This window comes from Streptomyces sp. NPDC001770, from assembly GCF_053596135.1.
Genome location: NZ_JBSFFN010000052.1, coordinates 25,354 through 40,306, shown reverse-complemented (window position 1 = coordinate 40,306; position 14,953 = coordinate 25,354). Strand labels below are relative to the sequence as shown.

At 72.1% G+C, this 14,953-nt stretch carries 16 protein-coding genes; 7 read left to right on the top strand and 9 right to left on the bottom strand.

Annotated features, from left to right (window positions below; genetic code table 11):
* Nucleotides 1–95: 95 nt before the first annotated feature.
* Entirely contained in the window at nucleotides 96–707 is a 612-nt protein-coding gene (locus ACWCSV_RS31540) for a Dps family protein (RefSeq protein ID WP_451148110.1), read from the bottom strand.
* Nucleotides 708–887: 180 nt separating this feature from the next.
* Nucleotides 888–1,058 (bottom strand): hypothetical protein, encoded by a 171-nt coding sequence (locus tag ACWCSV_RS31535; RefSeq protein ID WP_451148108.1) that lies wholly within the window; start codon nucleotides 1,056–1,058, stop codon nucleotides 888–890.
* Between the two features lie 401 nt (nucleotides 1,059–1,459).
* On the opposite strand from ACWCSV_RS31535, the gene ACWCSV_RS31530 reads away from it, so the two are divergent.
* Nucleotides 1,460–3,277 (top strand): SLC13 family permease, encoded by a 1,818-nt coding sequence (locus ACWCSV_RS31530; protein ID WP_451148106.1) that lies wholly within the window; start codon nucleotides 1,460–1,462, stop codon nucleotides 3,275–3,277.
* 26 nt (nucleotides 3,278–3,303) lie between these two features.
* Here the strand turns inward: ACWCSV_RS31530 and ACWCSV_RS31525 are convergent, their stop codons facing one another.
* Nucleotides 3,304–3,684, bottom strand: a complete 381-nt coding sequence (locus ACWCSV_RS31525; RefSeq protein ID WP_451148104.1) for a DUF4267 domain-containing protein — start codon at nucleotides 3,682–3,684, stop codon at nucleotides 3,304–3,306.
* A gap of 111 nt (nucleotides 3,685–3,795) precedes the next feature.
* Between ACWCSV_RS31525 and ACWCSV_RS31520 the strand changes: the two genes are divergently transcribed.
* The 3 genes from ACWCSV_RS31520 (at nucleotide 3,796) to ACWCSV_RS31510 (ending at nucleotide 5,588) form a co-directional block, all read left to right on the top strand.
* Entirely contained in the window at nucleotides 3,796–4,386 is a 591-nt protein-coding gene (locus tag ACWCSV_RS31520) for a TetR/AcrR family transcriptional regulator (RefSeq protein WP_451148102.1), read from the top strand.
* 141 nt (nucleotides 4,387–4,527) lie between these two features.
* Complete coding sequence (locus ACWCSV_RS31515) at nucleotides 4,528–5,037, top strand: DinB family protein (protein WP_451148100.1); 510 nt, start codon at nucleotides 4,528–4,530, stop codon at nucleotides 5,035–5,037.
* A 65-nt stretch (nucleotides 5,038–5,102) separates the two neighbouring features.
* Nucleotides 5,103–5,588: a hypothetical protein gene (locus ACWCSV_RS31510; protein WP_451148098.1), complete on the top strand. Its 486-nt coding sequence runs from the start codon at nucleotides 5,103–5,105 to the stop codon at nucleotides 5,586–5,588.
* 351 nt (nucleotides 5,589–5,939) lie between these two features.
* Here ACWCSV_RS31510 and ACWCSV_RS31505 read toward each other — a convergent pair whose 3' ends face one another.
* Complete coding sequence (locus tag ACWCSV_RS31505) at nucleotides 5,940–6,500, bottom strand: DNA polymerase ligase N-terminal domain-containing protein (RefSeq protein WP_451148096.1); 561 nt, start codon at nucleotides 6,498–6,500, stop codon at nucleotides 5,940–5,942.
* Between the two features lie 129 nt (nucleotides 6,501–6,629).
* Between ACWCSV_RS31505 and ACWCSV_RS31500 the strand changes: the two genes are divergently transcribed.
* Nucleotides 6,630–7,622 carry an aldo/keto reductase gene (locus ACWCSV_RS31500; protein WP_451148094.1) on the top strand — a complete coding sequence of 331 codons (993 nt, stop codon included), beginning with the start codon at nucleotides 6,630–6,632 and terminating at the stop codon, nucleotides 7,620–7,622.
* Nucleotides 7,623–7,655: 33 nt separating this feature from the next.
* On the opposite strand, the gene ACWCSV_RS31495 is transcribed toward ACWCSV_RS31500, so the two are convergent.
* The 5 genes from ACWCSV_RS31495 to ACWCSV_RS31475 form a co-directional block, all read right to left on the bottom strand.
* Nucleotides 7,656–8,909, bottom strand: coding sequence for a protein kinase domain-containing protein (locus ACWCSV_RS31495; RefSeq protein WP_451148121.1), 1,254 nt, complete (start codon nucleotides 8,907–8,909; stop codon nucleotides 7,656–7,658).
* A gap of 360 nt (nucleotides 8,910–9,269) precedes the next feature.
* Entirely contained in the window at nucleotides 9,270–9,752 is a 483-nt protein-coding gene (locus tag ACWCSV_RS31490) for an Lrp/AsnC family transcriptional regulator (protein WP_451148092.1), read from the bottom strand.
* 144 nt (nucleotides 9,753–9,896) lie between these two features.
* Complete coding sequence (locus tag ACWCSV_RS31485) at nucleotides 9,897–10,937, bottom strand: NAD(P)-dependent alcohol dehydrogenase (protein WP_451148090.1); 1,041 nt, start codon at nucleotides 10,935–10,937, stop codon at nucleotides 9,897–9,899.
* A 50-nt stretch (nucleotides 10,938–10,987) separates the two neighbouring features.
* Nucleotides 10,988–11,398, bottom strand: coding sequence for a (R)-mandelonitrile lyase (locus tag ACWCSV_RS31480; protein ID WP_451148088.1), 411 nt, complete (start codon nucleotides 11,396–11,398; stop codon nucleotides 10,988–10,990).
* 76 nt (nucleotides 11,399–11,474) lie between these two features.
* Entirely contained in the window at nucleotides 11,475–12,491 is a 1,017-nt protein-coding gene (locus ACWCSV_RS31475; protein ID WP_451148086.1) for a zinc-dependent alcohol dehydrogenase family protein, read from the bottom strand.
* Nucleotides 12,492–12,918: 427 nt separating this feature from the next.
* Here ACWCSV_RS31475 and ACWCSV_RS31470 point away from each other — a divergent pair, with 427 nt between their 5' ends.
* Both ACWCSV_RS31470 and ACWCSV_RS31465 read left to right on the top strand, forming a co-directional pair.
* Entirely contained in the window at nucleotides 12,919–13,662 is a 744-nt protein-coding gene (locus tag ACWCSV_RS31470) for a DUF4232 domain-containing protein (protein ID WP_451148084.1), read from the top strand.
* Between the two features lie 206 nt (nucleotides 13,663–13,868).
* Nucleotides 13,869–14,756, top strand: coding sequence for a helix-turn-helix transcriptional regulator (locus ACWCSV_RS31465; RefSeq protein ID WP_451148082.1), 888 nt, complete (start codon nucleotides 13,869–13,871; stop codon nucleotides 14,754–14,756).
* Nucleotides 14,757–14,953: the final 197 nt, after the last annotated feature.

The following is a 14,953-nucleotide window of genomic DNA, read 5'->3' as shown; positions in this document are numbered from 1 at the left end:
GGCCTGGGCGTGGAGGGGCGTGAGGCGGGGGTCGAGGAAGTCGTCGGCCATCACGACGCGGTGCCCGCCCGCGGCCCGGCCGGTGAGCGCCCGGACTACTTCGTGGTGCGCCGGGAGTTCGCCGTCTTGCGCGCCGGGGCGCGCTTCGTTGTACCGGTGCCGCGGGCAGCCTGCTTCTCGGTGGACGCACCGCCGGTACTGAGGGTCCCGGAGCTTGTCTCGAGGTGGGCGCGGACGAACCACTGGAACTGCTCCAGTCCGCGCAGATGCTCGATCAGGAGGTCCTCGGTGACCGGATCGATGGCACCCACTCGTTCCACCGCCTTCCGGTGGCTCTCGATGACACCGGTGTAGACGAGGTCCAGGGCGCGGAGATGGGCGATCGCGTCGGCCCGGCCGATGCTGTAGTCGTCCCAGGTGCGCTCGGCCACCAGGACACCGGGCGTGCCCTGGGGCTCGCCCCCGAGGGCGGAGATGCGCTCGGCCGCCGAGTCCGCCATCTCGCGTACGGCGACGGTCTGCGGGTCGAGCATCTCGTGGACCGCGATGAAGTGCGGGCCCACCACGTTCCAGTGGATGTGCTTGAGGGTGAGGGCCAGGTCGTTGAGCGCGTGCAGGCGCAGCTTCAGCGCGTCGATGACCGCGGCCCCCTCCTTCGTGGAGAGTCCGGGGACGGTGTACTGGGGGGGAGGGGTCTTGGGGGGCATGTCGCTCCTGATCGTGGGAATGGCCGGACACGGCATACGCCTGCCCACGCCGGGCCCGCCCCCACTCCCGTGACCGTGCGGTGCCACTGGACTGGTCCCGAAGGAGGTACCGGTCGGCCCACCGGACCCCGCGCGCGGGGTCGCGGAGGTGCTGGAGCGGTCGGGCCGACCGGGTGCCCCTCAACGCCGGCGGGCGGACCAGCCGGTGCCTATCCCCGCCACGTGCAGGGCGAGGGCGAGCAGGCCGAGCAGCATGACGTTGCCGGACGAGAAGACATCGTTCGTGGCGATGTCCGCGGCGTTGATCAGGAAGGAGATGAAGAACAGGACCGCTGCGACGATGGCGAGCATGGAAGGGTTCCTCTCGGAAGGAGACGGCCTTCTGGGGGCCGTGTCCGCGGAATCCCGCCGCATCCGGGCGGGACACGACCTCCAGTACCCCCGAACACCGCTCTCAGACGGGCCACTTCGCCGTCGCACCGGGGTGGGGCGCCCGGGTGGTGTCCGGTCGGTCGGGCGGGACGGGCCGTTTCGGGTGTCCGGGCCCGGACACGATCGGCGCCTCGATCCGCCGGCCGGTACCCGGCCGCCGTCCCGCACCCTGGTCGCCGTCCCGCACCCCGGCCGCCGTCCCGCACCCCGGACGCCCGCCCGCGCCGCGCGCACCGGATCGCGTGCCGCCGGTCGGTGCGAGGGGGGAACCTTGTGCAGTACGTTCGCCTGGTGACCGATTTCAACTGGTTCATCATTCGATGAGCGATTCCTCCCTTGTATTGCTGGTACTGGCGGCCGTGGTCGTGCTGTTCTCGCTGAACCGCCTGCCCGTCGAAGCGGTCGCCCTCGGCTCCGCTCTGGCCCTCGTGGCCATCGGAGTGCTGACGCCGGCCCAGATCTTCTCCGGCTTCGGCGACCCGGTGGTGGGTTTCGTGGCGGCACTGTTCGTGGTCAGCGCGGGCCTCGAGGTGACCGGGGTGACCGCCAGGGCGGGACAGATCCTCGCGGCCCGTACCGGGAGGAGCCGTTGGCGGCTGGTCGCGCTGACCCTTGTCTCCGTCGCCGCCCTGTCGGCGCTCATCACCATGAACGGCGCGGTCGCCGCGCTGCTGCCGGTGGTCGTGATGCTGGCGGTCCGGGTGGGCATGCCGCCGTCCAAACTCGTGATGCCGCTGGCGTTCGCCGCGCACGCCGGGTCGATGCTGGTACTGACCGGGACCCCGATCAACGTGCTGGTGTCCGACGCGGCGAAGGAGGTGACCGGCCGGGGCTTCGGTTTCTTCTCCTTCCTCTGGGTGGGCGTCCCGCTGGTCGCCGGGACGGTCGCGGCAGCCGTATTCCTCGGCGACCGGCTGCTGCCCTCCCGACGTCCGGCCGCACTCCCGCCGGACCTGAGCAACCACACCCTCACCCTCGTCGCGCACTACGGACTCGGCGACAACCTCGGCGGTCTCGTGGTGCCCCCGCGTGCGGCGTGCGTCGGTTCGACGTACCCCTCGCTCGGCACCGGGGACGGCGGCCTCGTCGTGCTCGGGGCGCTGCGCGGGGACTCGGACGACCACGAGCTGCGCAGCACCGACGAGCTCGCCCCGGGGGACCAGGTCGTGGTGCGAGGGACGCCCGAGGAGCTGGACGCCTTCGCGGAGCTCCACGGACTGGTACCGCAACGGGACCGGCTGGGCGAACAGCGGGCCGGAGCGCTCGTCAACCGGGAAGTCGGGCTGGCGGAAGTGCTGATCTCGCCGCGCTCGTCACTGGTCGGCGCGCGCGTCTTCCCCGGCCTGCTGACGGAGGCCCAGGACATCGTGGTGCTCGCCGTGCACCGGGACGGACAGAGCGCCGACCCCGGCACCGTCACGCTGCGCGCGGGCGACACCCTCCTGCTGCACGGGTCCTGGCCCGCGCTCAGCGGCACCGCGTCGGTCTACTCCGACGATCTGCTGCTCGTCGACTCCCCGGCGGCGGTCCGCCGCCAGAACACCCCCGTGGGACCCGCCGGACGGCGGGCACTCGCCGTGATGGCCGCGATGGTGATCCTGCTCGCCTCCGGGCTGGTCTCCCCGGCCGTCGCCGCCCTGATCGCCGCCGTGGCGATGATCCTCCTCAAGGTCGTCTCGGTGCACGAGGCGTACGGGGGAGTCTCCTGGCCGACCGTGGTGATGGTCGGAGCGATGTTCCCCCTCTCCACCGCGATCATGAAGTCCGGCGCCGCCGACTCCGTCGCCCGGCTCATCGTGGACGTCGCCGGCAGCAGCCAGTACGCGCTGCTCGCCGGCCTCTTCCTCGTCACCGTCGTGCTCGGACAGTTCGTCAGCAACACCGCCACCGCGCTGATCGTCATCCCGATCGCGACCGTCGCCGCCCGTGACGTGGGGGTCTCCGTGCTTCCCGTCCTCATGGTGGTCGCGGTGGCCGCCGCCGCGGCGATGCTGACTCCGGTGGCCACGGCGGCCAACCTCATGGTGTACGAACCCGGGGGCTACCGCTTCGGCGACTACTGGCGCTTCGGCCTGCCCGTCGTCCTCTGGTTCCTGGTGGTGGCGCTGACGGTGGTGCCCCGGGTCTGGCCGCTGTGAGACGTACTCCGGCCGGCGGGCATCGGTCAGGCGGCGACGAGGAGGAGTGCGCCGACCGCGAGCATCACCGCGGCGGTGGCGCCGTGGACGCCGTAGGCGGCCGACTTCGGCCCGCCGACGCGCAGCACGATCGACGCGTCGCCCACGGGGATGCAGGCGGCGGCCAGCATGAACCAGCCCAGCAGCTGGGTCGGGCCGGCGGCCAGCAGGATGAAGAGGAAGAGCGCGCAGGCCAGGTCGCGCACGGCCTTGACGGTCAGCCATGCCTGGAAGCTCGGGCTGTCGGCCGGGGTGTCGGGGATGCCGAATCCGACCGAGCCCCGTGGCGCGACGATCCCGAGCACGCCGATGAGGACGATGCCCGCGCCGATCAGTCCGGCGAGCACGTTGGCGATGGTGGTGAGCATGGCTGGTTCCCCCTCGACGGCGGCCGCCGGCTCGGTGCCTAGCGGCGCTAGCTGTTGTGTCGACGATAGTTATATCTACGGCAGGATGTCTAGCGTTGCTAGGATGTCTTCATGTCCGTCATCAGAGAGCGCCGTGAACGCGAACGCGCCCAACGCCACCGGCTGATCGTCACAGCGGCCCGCGAACTCGCCGAGGCCGAAGGGTGGGAGGCCGTGACCACGCGCAGGCTCGCCGAGCGCGTCGAGTACAGCCAGCCCGTGCTCTACAGCCACTTCAGTGGCAAGGAGGCCATCGTCCGTGCCGTCGCGCTCGACGGCTTCGTGGAGCTCACCGCCCACCTGCGGCGCGCCCGGACGGCCGATCCCGGGCCGCGGTCCTCCCTGCGCGGCCTCTGTCGCGCCTATCTGGAGTTCGCCGCCGAACGGCCCGCTCTCTACCGGGCCATGTTCGTCATGCCGACCGACGTGAAGTTCGCCCACGCCGAAACCCCGCCCCAGCTGCGGGCCACCTTCGCCGAGTTCGTCAACTGCTTCCGCCCGGACAACGCACTGCGCGAACTCTCCGCCGAAGTGGTCTGGAGCGCGCTGCACGGCATGGCCGTCCTGTCGGACAGCGGACGCATCCCCGTGGACATTCAGGAGGTGCGCCTCGGCTTCCTCGTCGACCGGTTCGCCGACACCCCCGGCCCGGACGTGGCCTGAACGGCCGGTTCCCAGGGGCGGCCGCGGCCGCGGGGCTTCACCGGGCCTTTCCCACTCCTGTGTTCGGCGGCCTCTCGTCAGGTCCGGCCGGCGGGATCGGATAATGGCCTTCGGCGCAGGCGCGAACGAGGAGTATGACCAATGACCGGCGACAATCGCATAGGACCGCCCAGTTTTGGCAGCGAACGCGACATGCTGCGGGCTTTCCTCGACTACCACCGCGCCACCCTCGCCATGAAGTGCGAAGGGCTCACCGACGAGGAGCTGCGGCAGCAGTCGATGCCGCCGTCCACGCTCTCACTGCTCGGTCTGGTGCGGCACATGGCGGAGGTGGAGCGTGCCTGGTTCCGCCGGGTGTTCGAGGACAACGAAGCCCCCATGGTCTGGTCCGACACGATCGACTTCCAAGCGGCGTACGACGCGAGTACGTCGACCAGGGCCGAGGCGTTCGCGGCCTGGGACGCCGAGGTGGAGAACTCGCGCCGTGTCGAGCGGGAGGCGGAGTCCCTGGACCGGGCCGGGTACCAGCCACGATGGGGCGAGGAGGTGTCGCTGCGGATGGTGATGACGCACGTACTCCTGGAGTACGGCCGCCACAACGGGCATGCGGACCTTCTGCGTGAAGGTGTCGACGGGACCGTGGGCGCCTGAGTCCGCGGAAGCCGTCCGCCTCCGGGCGGGCGGCGTCGCTTTCAGGACAGAGCTGACCTGCGCCCATGACCACGGAGGAATACCTCTCGGCGATCGACGCGCTGGCCGCACAGCCCTTCGCCGAGGCGGCCTGTGCCGACGCCACCGGAAGCGGGGGGCCACAGCACCATGTACGCACTCTGCACGTCGGCCGGGACTTCTGGGACGACGACGGGCAGGCCTGGGTCGAGGCGGAGGCCGGGCTGATGGCCTGCCTCGACGACCTGGCAACGCGGCTGACGACTCGGTGGGGCGACGCGTCCGTCGTGGAGCTCGGACCGTTTCTCAGCGCCGCCCTTGACGGTGAGTCGGTGCCCGAGCCGCTCGACGACCTGAGCCAACAGGCCGTGAGCATGCGGGTGTGGCCGCTTCCCGACGGCGATCGCTGGCTCGCGCTGTCGGTCGGCCAGGCCGACAAGGAACTGCCACTCCTCCTGTTCGCCGCGATCGGCCGGGCTTCCGCACTCGACCTGAACGCGATCAGCCGGTCACGTGCGGAGACGAACGACTGAGGGCCGTCCGGTGATCCGCACACCCACCAGTGATCACCGGACAGCCCCTGGCCGCAGCCGGGACGGTGCCGAGGCGTGTGCCCAGCCGCCGGGCCGCCGTCCCCGTCGGGGAGTGGCCGGGGGTGTGATGGGGTCATGCGACGCGAGAACTGTGTGACCAGGAACCACATCGGGGTGTGGTATGAGCGCGCTCTTCCGCCGGCTCCGGAACGGGTCACGTTCCGGACGGTGTTGCGCGGCTCTCTCCTGCCGCTCCTGGCCTGGACCGGCGTGGTGTGCTTCGCGTACGTCGGCTACGGACCCGAGGTGGCCGGGGTGCTCGGTGGGCGGTCCTGATCCGCCGGACGGCCTTCAGTCCTGACGGTCCTCGGCGGCCGAGACCTGGTGCAGAGTGCGCCCGGTCCGGGCGGAGCGTGCGTGGTACGGGTCGGGTGTGCCCGGCCGGTCCCGTACCGCCTGCTCGTCCTTGGCCTTGATCAGCAGCCACGCCTCCTGGCCGTGCCCGTCCGGCTCCTGGCCCGTACGGAACCGGATCAGCGCGAACTCGCCCCGGAGTTTCTCGCCGACGAGCCGGAACGTGGCGTGGCCGCGCTCCAGGGACTCCGCGAACGGCACCCGGACCCCGTGCTCGTCGTGGCCGAGCGGTACGTAGGTGCCCTGGTCCCAGACGATGACGGTGCCGCTGCCGTACTCTCCCGGCGGGATCACCCCTTCGAAATCGCGGTACTCCAGTGCGTGGTCCTCGGTGGGAACCGCCAGCCGCCGGTCACTGGGGTTGTCCGAGGGGCCCTGCGGCACTGCCCAGGACCGCAGTACGCCGTCGACCTCCAGCCGGAAGTCGAAGTGCATGCGCCGTGCCGCGTGGATCTGCACGACGAAGCGCGGCAGCGGGGTCGCGGATTCGTTCTGCATGCCGGGCTCCCTCCGTCGTCCCCGAGGCGGGCCGTTCCGCTCCTCCCTCCACTGTGCGGCCCCACCCCGACGGCCGCATGGCGGGCGGTACCCCCGTACCGCACCGGGCGTCCGGGGCGGCGCAATAACATGATCTCCATGGAACAGCGCACTCTCGGCAGGACCGGCCGTGACGTATCGGTCGTCGGACAGGGAACGTGGCAGCTCGGAGCGGACTGGGGCGAGGTGGGCGAGCAGGAAGCCTTCGGCGTACTCGACGCGGCCGTCGCATCGGGCGTCACCTTCTTCGACACCGCGGACGTCTACGGCGACGGCCGCAGCGAACAGCTCATCGGCCGCTATCTCAAGGACCGGCCGGACGCCGGCGTCTTCGTCGCCACCAAGATGGGGCGCCGCGAGGCCCAGGTGCCGGAGAACTACGTACTGGACAACTTCCGCGCCTGGAACGACCGTTCGCGCGCCAACCTCGGCGTCGACACCCTGGACCTGGTCCAGCTCCACTGCCCGCCCACCAGCGTCTACGCGACCGACGCCGTCTTCGACGCGCTCGACACCCTCGTCGCCGAGCAGCGGATCGCCGCCTACGGGGTCAGCGTCGAAACCTGCGAGGAGGCGCTCACCGCGATCGCCCGCCCCGGCGTGGCGAGCGTGCAGATCATCCTGAACCCGTTCCGGCTGAAGCCGCTGGAGAAGGTTCTCCCGGCCGCCCTCGCCGCCGGGGTGGGCATCATCGCCCGGGTCCCGCTCGCCTCCGGCCTGCTCTCCGGCCGGTACACGGCCGAGACCGTCTTCGCCCCGGAGGACCACCGGACGTTCAACCGCCACGGCGAGGCGTTCGACCAGGGTGAGACCTTCTCCGGCATCGACTACACGACCGGGATCGAGGCCGCCGCCGAGTTCGCCGGCTTCGCGCCCGAGGGCGCCACTCCCGCCCAGACCGCCTTGCGCTGGATCATCCAGCAGCCCGGCGTCACCACTGTCATCCCCGGAGCACGCTCCGTGGACCAGGCCCGCGCCAACGCCGCCGCCGCAGCGCTCGCCCCGCTGCCGCAGCCGACCCTGGACGCGGTGCGCGACCTCTACGACCGCCGCATCCGCGCGGGCGTGCACGACCGCTGGTAGCCCGCACGCGTCGGTACGGGGCCGGGGCGGCGCTCAGTCGTCCCCGTCCTCGTCGCCCTGCCCGTCGTCGTTGCCCTGCCCGTCCTCGCCGCCGGAGTCCTGCTGCCCGCCGCTCCGGGCGTCGGACGCGGTGGGGGCGGGGGAGCCCTGGCCCTGCGGGGTGACGCCCTGCGAGGCGCCGGGGCCCGGGGGTACGGCGGAACCGGAGTCGGGGGCGAAGATCACCGTGCCGAGATAGACGGCCACCACGAACGCGATCGAGCCCGCCACCGCGCTGGCCACCCGGGGGCGCCGCCGGATGGCCTCGCTCGCGGCGAGCCTGCGGCCACCGGATCTCGCCGTACCCCGGCCTGCCGCCCGGCTGCCGGAGCGGCTCCCGGCCCTGGGCGCCGCCCGGTTCACCGGCGGTGCGGCCCGCCGCCGTCCCCCGGACGCCCCGGTCCGGTGCCCCGGACCGCCCGCGTCCGCGGCGCTGACCGCCGTCGTGGCGGAGCGTGATCCGCCCGCCGCCCTCGGCGGCTCACCGCGCCCGCGCCACGCCGCCGTACGGAACCAGTCGGCCGCCTCCTGCGCGGTCGGCCGCTCCTCGGGCTTCTTGGCGAGCAGGCTCAGAAGATACGTGTCGAAGGCCGGCGAGATGTCGACGCCCTGGTCCCGCAGCGGTACGGGCGGAGTGTCGACATGCTGGTACAGCGTGGCGGCGGCGGTGTCCGAGCGGAACGGCGGGCGCCCCAGCAGCAGGTGGTAGATGACGCAGCCCAGGGAGTACATGTCGGAGTCGGCGCCCGCCGTCCGGCCGAGCGCCCGCTCCGGTGCCAGATACAGGCTCGTCCCCACGATCTGGCCGGCCGTCGTGAGAGCCGTCGACGGATCGTCGACGAACTGGGCTATCCCGAAGTCGCCGATCTTCACGGAGCCTTCGGCGTCCAGCATGAGGTTGCCCGGCTTGATGTCCCGGTGCACGACACCCTGCCGGTGGGCGGCGGCGAGCCCGGCGGCGGCGTCGCCCGCGATCCGCGCCACCTGCTCGGGGTGGACATTCTCCTGCGCGGTCAGCAGATCGCCGAGACTGCGCCCCTCGACCAGCTCCATCACGAGATAGAGGCGGTCCTCCCAGGTACCGAAGTCGAAGACCGCCACCAGGTGCGGGTGGCTCAGCCGGGCGGCCGTCTGTGCCTCCAGCCGGAAACGTGCGGTGGAAGAGGAGTCGGCCCGGTCCCCCAGCAGCAGCTTGACGGCGACGGCGCGGCCGAGGACCTCGTCCGTCGCCCGCCACACCTCGCCCATGCCACCACGACCGATGGGGGACACCAACCGGTACCGATCAGCTACCAGCACCTGTACACCTATCTCGAATTGTGGCCCGTTGCGTCAGCCGGGGCGACGCACGGGTCGTGCTCACGAGGAGCGGGACGGGGCGGGGCTCGCGGCGATGATCAGGATATCTGTCCGGTGGACACGATGTTACGGCCGGTCAGTTCCGGTACCTCTCCGGGTACCCGGCTGCGGCCCGATGCCCGGGGCGCGGCACCCCTGACAGCACGTCCGGTGGCAAGTGACCGGCGTGCGGCGTACGTTCGCCGGGCGGGCGGCCCAACGGACGGTGCGCCGCCGGGCGGTCCGGGGCCGTGCCCCGTGGGCCGGCGCTCAGCCGCGTACCGCGGCCGTCCGGCCCACCGCCTCCACCAGCGGCAGGACCCGGTGCGGCACGCGCTCGCGCAGCGCCACCTCGGTCCGCGTCCGCACCACGCCGGGCAGCTGGATGAGCCGCTGGATCACGTCTTCCAGATGGCCGTTGTCACGCGCCACGACCCGGGTCAGCAGATCCCCGCCGCCGGTGGTCGAGAACGCCTCGATGATCTCCGGAACCTCCGCCAGCGCGTCCCCCACCTCGTCCAGGTGCCCCTGGGTGACCTCCAGGTGGACGAAGGCGAGCACGGGGTGGCCCAGGGCGGCGGGGGAGAGGACGGGACCGGTACCGGTGATCACGCCGTCCCGCTCCAACCGGTCCATCCGGGCCTGGAGCGTGCCCCGGGCCACACCCAGGATGCGGGCGTGCTCCCGTGCGCTGGTACGCGGCTGCTCGATGAGGAGCCGCAGGATACGGGTGTCGAGAGCGTCCACCGTCATGGTGTGTCTGCCTTCTCGGAGGGTGAGTACGGTGCCCCGAGCCTATCCCGGTCCGCCCGGCGCGCTCTGAGCCGTACGGGCCGGAAAACCGCGAAGCGCTGGGCCGATGGCACAGCGCTTCGCGGTCGCTTCCGGGCCCGTGGATCAGGCGAGGGTGGCGGTGTCGATGACGAAGCGGTAGCGGACGTCGGAGGCGAGGACGCGCGCGTAGGCCTCGTTGACCTGGTCGACGGAGATCACTTCGATCTCGCTGCCGATCCCGTGCTCGGCGCAGAAGTCGAGCATCTCCTGGGTCAGGGCGATGCCGCCGATCATGGAACCCGTGAGGTTGCGCCGGCCGCTGCCGAGGAGGAACCCGCTCACCGTGAAGGGGCCCGGGGCGGCGCCGACGTTGGCCAGGGTGCCGTCGAGGGTCAGCAGGCCGAGATAGGCGTCGATGTCGAGGTCGGCGCTGACGGTGTTGACGATGAGATCGAACCGGCCGGCCAGCAGGGAGAAGGTCTCCGGGTCGGAGGTCGCGTAGTAGTGGTCGGCACCGAGCCGCAGCCCGTCCTCCTGCTTCTTCAGCGACTGCGACAACACCGTGACCTCGGCACCCAGGGCGTGGGCGATCTTGACCGCCATGTGCCCGAGGCCGCCGAGACCGACGACCGCCACCCTCTTGCCCGGTCCGGCGCCCCAGCGGCGCAGCGGGGCGTACGTGGTGATGCCCGCGCACAGCAGCGGAGCGGCGGCGGCCGGGTCCAGGCTCTCGGGCACGGACAGCACGTAGTCGGCGTCCACGACGACGTGGGTGGAGTAGCCGCCCTGGGTCGTGGAACCGTCGCGGTCGGTTCCCGCGTAGGTGGGGACCATGCCGGTCCGGCAGTGCTGCTCCTCGCCGGCCAGGCAGTTCGCGCATTCGCCGCAGGAGCCGACCATGCAGCCGACGCCCACGCGGTCGCCGGCCCGGTGGCGGGTGACCCCGGGGCCGGCCTCGACCACCGTGCCGACGATCTCGTGACCGGGAACGACGGGGTAGGGCTGCGGGCCCCAGTCGCCGTTGACGGTGTGGATGTCGGAGTGGCAGACACCGGCGTACTGGATGGCGATGAGTACGTCGTTGGTGCCGACGGCACGGCGCTCGATGGTGGTGGGCACCAGCGGTTCCCCCACGGAGGGGGCGGCGTAGGCGTTGACGAGCATGGGGGGATTCCTTGTCCTGCGGGTGCGGCGGCGGTCGAGTCGGGCGGGTGTCAGCCGGCCGCCGGGGTGGCGGTGTACTCCTCGTCGGTGACGGGGGTCAGCCAGTGCACGACGGCGTGGTCGGCGTCGCCCTCGTTGATCGCCACGTGGACCATCAGCCGGTCGGGTGCGGCGCCGTGCCAGTGCTCCTCGCCCGCCTCGAACAGTACGCGCTCGCCCGGACGGATGATCTCGACGGGGCCGCCCCGGCGCTGGCACAGGCCGACGCCCTCGGTGACGAAGACGGTCTGGCCCAGCGGGTGGCTGTGCCAGTGCGTGCGGGCGCCGGGCATGAAGTGCACCAGGTTCGCGGTGACCCGGGACGGCGCGGGCGCCGCCGCGACGGCGTCGATGTAGACGTCGCCGGTGAACCATTCGGCGGGCCCCTTGGCCGTGGTGATCGAGCTCCGGGTGATCTGCATGATCGTTCCCTCTTTCTTGTGGCTTGGACGTGCGTGTTCTGGCCGCGGTGACCGCGTGACGTTCTGGGGCGGGACCTCAGGGCCTGAGGAGCGCCTTGATCGCGCGGCGTTCGTCCATCGCCCGGTAGCCCTCGGCGGCCTGGTCGAGCGGGAGGATGAGGTCGAAGACCTTGCCCGGCTCGATGCGGCCGGTCAGGACGCGGTCGATGAGGTCGGGGAGGTAGCGGCGTACGGGGGCGGGGCCGCCGCGCAGGCCCACGTGGGAGAAGAAGAGCTCCTGGCCGTCGACGGCGACGTCGTGGGGGACCCCGACGAAGCCGACGCTGCCGCCGGGGCGGGCGGAGCCCAGGGCCTGCCGCATGGCTTCGGCGGTGCCGACGCACTCCAGCACGCTGTCGGCGCCGATGCCACCGGTGAGGTCCTTGATCCGGGCAATGCCCTCGCCCCCGCGCTCGGTGACGATGTCGGTGGCGCCGAACTCCAGCGCCAGCTTCTGGCGGGAGGCGTGGCGGGACATGGCGATGATGCGCCCGGCGCCCATCTCCTTCGCGGCGATCACGGCGGAGAGGCCGACGGCGCCGTCGCCGACGACGACGGCGGTGGAGCCGGGCTCGACCTGGGCCGCCTCGGCGGCCCACCAGCCGGTGCCCATGACGTCGGAGACGGCCAGCAGGCTCGGCCAGTACTTCTCGTCCGGGATCTCCTCGGTGGCGACCAGGGTGCCCTGGGCGTTGGGGATGCGGACGTAGTCGGCCTGGCAGGTGCTCATGAACTCCCGGTGCAGGCAGTTCGACTGGAAGCCGTTGCGGCAGTTCGCGCAGGTGTTGTCGGAGGTCGCGAAGGAACCGACGACGAACTGGCCCGGCTTGACCGAGGTGACCCCGCTGCCGACCTCCTCGACGAAACCGACGTACTCGTGCCCCATCGGGTGCGGGTCGCCGACCGGCTCCAGACCACGCCACGCCCACAGGTCCGAGCCGCACACGCACGTCACGGCGGTACGGATGACCGCGTCGGTGGGGTGGAGGATCTTCGGGTCGGCCAGGGTCTCGAAACGGACATCGCCGGGGGCGTGAATCACTGCGCCGCGCATGTGGGGGGTTCCTTACGTGCTGGGGGACGGGCCACTGGTGCCCGTACGAATGGCCCGGGTGCGGTTGGCGGCGTCTTCGCCGACGCCGCCGTGCGACCTGGGCGGGCAGTCCTCGGGCCGCCGCGCCGTCGCGCCGCGGCCGGGAAGTGCCACGTCTTCCAGGTAACCCGTTCTCCGCGCGGCGAGCGAGTTACCAGTGAGGGGTGTACCAGCAGTACACCCCGCCGCGTCCTGCCCGACCGGCAGCGGACCGGACCGTGGGTGCCCGAGCCGAATTCGGCAGGGTCACGCCAAGGTGCCCAGTTGGTCCGAAGGCTGTAACAGAGCCGGATTACGGGTGGAGCGACCGATTGGCCACCTTCACCATGGCCGGAAAGCTTGCGGACGGCCGGTCCTGGGGCCGGTCTCGGGGGAGTAGGGGAACGGCATGAACTCGAAGACGGTCAGAGCCAGTTCGGCACGCCGGAGCCCGCGCGGCATCCTCGTCGGGGCGGCGGTGGCCGCGGCTCTGCTGACGGCCACCGCCTGCCAGTCCTCCGGCGGTGACGACGAGGCCGCAGGACCCTCCGGCCAGGCGTCGGCCGGGGCGACCACGCCGAAGGGCAACGCGCCGTCGGGCGACTCCGGCACCGGTAGCGCCGGTACCGGGAGCGGCACCGCGAGTGCCGAGCCGACCGGAGACAGCGGCGAAACCGGCGGCGGCAACGGCACCGGGTACCAGGACTGCGAGGTCACCGGCCTCACCACCGCGGTCGAGCTCCAGGACTCGTCCGGAGAGACCCCTCGCCACTTCCTGCTGACCGTCACCAACGGCGGCAGGACGCCGTGCGTCCTCAACGAAGCTCCGCTGGTACGGCTCGGGGCCGGCAACGACGCACCGACCGTCGCGACCCTGGAAGAGCCGGACACCGAACCGCTCGTCGTCGCGGGGGACGGCAAGGCGTACGCCGGGCTGTACGTCTTCGGCAACGACGAGGGGGGCGAGGCGGAGTACGACCGGGCCGACCGGTTCACGGCCGCCCTGGTCGCGGGCGAGGGCACCGAACTGGGCGGCACGCTCGTCTTCGACCTGCCCGACGGCCTCGACTCCGTCTCCTACGACGACGCGGCACGGGTGAACGGGTGGGCCGGCACCGAGGGCCTGGCGATGCGCCCGATCAACCAGCTCTGACCGGTCCCACCCGCCGCCTCGGCCCCGGGCTCCCTTCCGGTGAGGAGTCTTCGGCCGGCCGGCCGCTCCTCCCGGTACGGAGCCGCCGGGCGCCCGCCGGCCGCGAGGCGTCCTCGAAGAACCGCAGGTCACAGGGCGGGTGCCCGCCGGGACGGGGGTACCGGCCGCGCATCTCGTCCCCGGGGAGCAGGCCGTATCGTCGTAGTGTGGACAACCGTGAAGAGGTCCGCGAGTTCCTGACCTCGCGGCGAGCGAAGATCACCCCGGAGCGCGCCGGGCTGCCCGGCGGGTCGCGGCGGCGGGTGCCGGGACTGCGCAGGAGCGAAGTCGCCGCGCTGGCCGACGTGAGCGTGGAGTACTACGCGAAGCTGGAGCGGGGCAACCTCGCGGGCGCCTCCCCGGCCGTGCTGGAGTCCGTCGCCCGGGCGCTGCACCTGGACGACGCCGAGCGCGCCCACCTGCTCCACCTCGCCCAGGCCGCAGACGGCTCCGACGCGCTGACGCGTCCCCGGCGGCGGACCGGCCGCCGGTGGAGTCCGCACCCGAGCCTGCAGTGGACCCTCGACGCGATCACGGCGGGGCCGGCGGTCGTGTGCAACGGCCGGGCGGACATCCTCGCCGCCAACCCGCTCGCCCGCGCCTTCTACGGCGAGCTCCTCGCCAACCCGGAGAACCAGGGAAACCTGGCCCGCTTCAACTTCCTCGACCCGGCCTCGCGTTCGTTCTACCCGGACTGGGAACTCTTCGGCGACATGGCCGTGGCCATCCTGCGCCGCGAGGCCGGCCGCGACCCCCACGACAAGGACCTCCACGACCTCGTCGGTGAACTGTCCACCCGCAGCGAGGACTTCCGCATCCGCTGGGGTGCCCATGACGTGCGCCGCCACGGGACCGGTACCAAGAGGTTCCGCCACCCCGTGGTCGGCGAGCTCACCCTCGCCTACGAGGTACTCGAACTGGCCGCCGAGCCCGGACTCACCATGACCGTCTACACGGCCGAACCGGGCTCCCCCTCCGAGGAGGGCCTGCGCCTGCTCGCCTCCTGGGCCGCAACCCGGGAATCCGCCGCACCGAGGGCTCCGTCCTCCGGCTGACGCCGCACCTGCTTCGACGGCCCTGGCGGACATGCGCGCCAGGCGGTGATCCGTTGGCTCTGCCCTGGTTCAGCGGCACAGCGAGAACCTGGGCCAATGGCCCATCCTTTTCGCTGTCGATTGAACCGTCGGCCGGGTCGATGGTGAGATGTGCGGAGCGATGGCGCTGGGGAACCCCTGAGGGGGCTCCGCAGCGC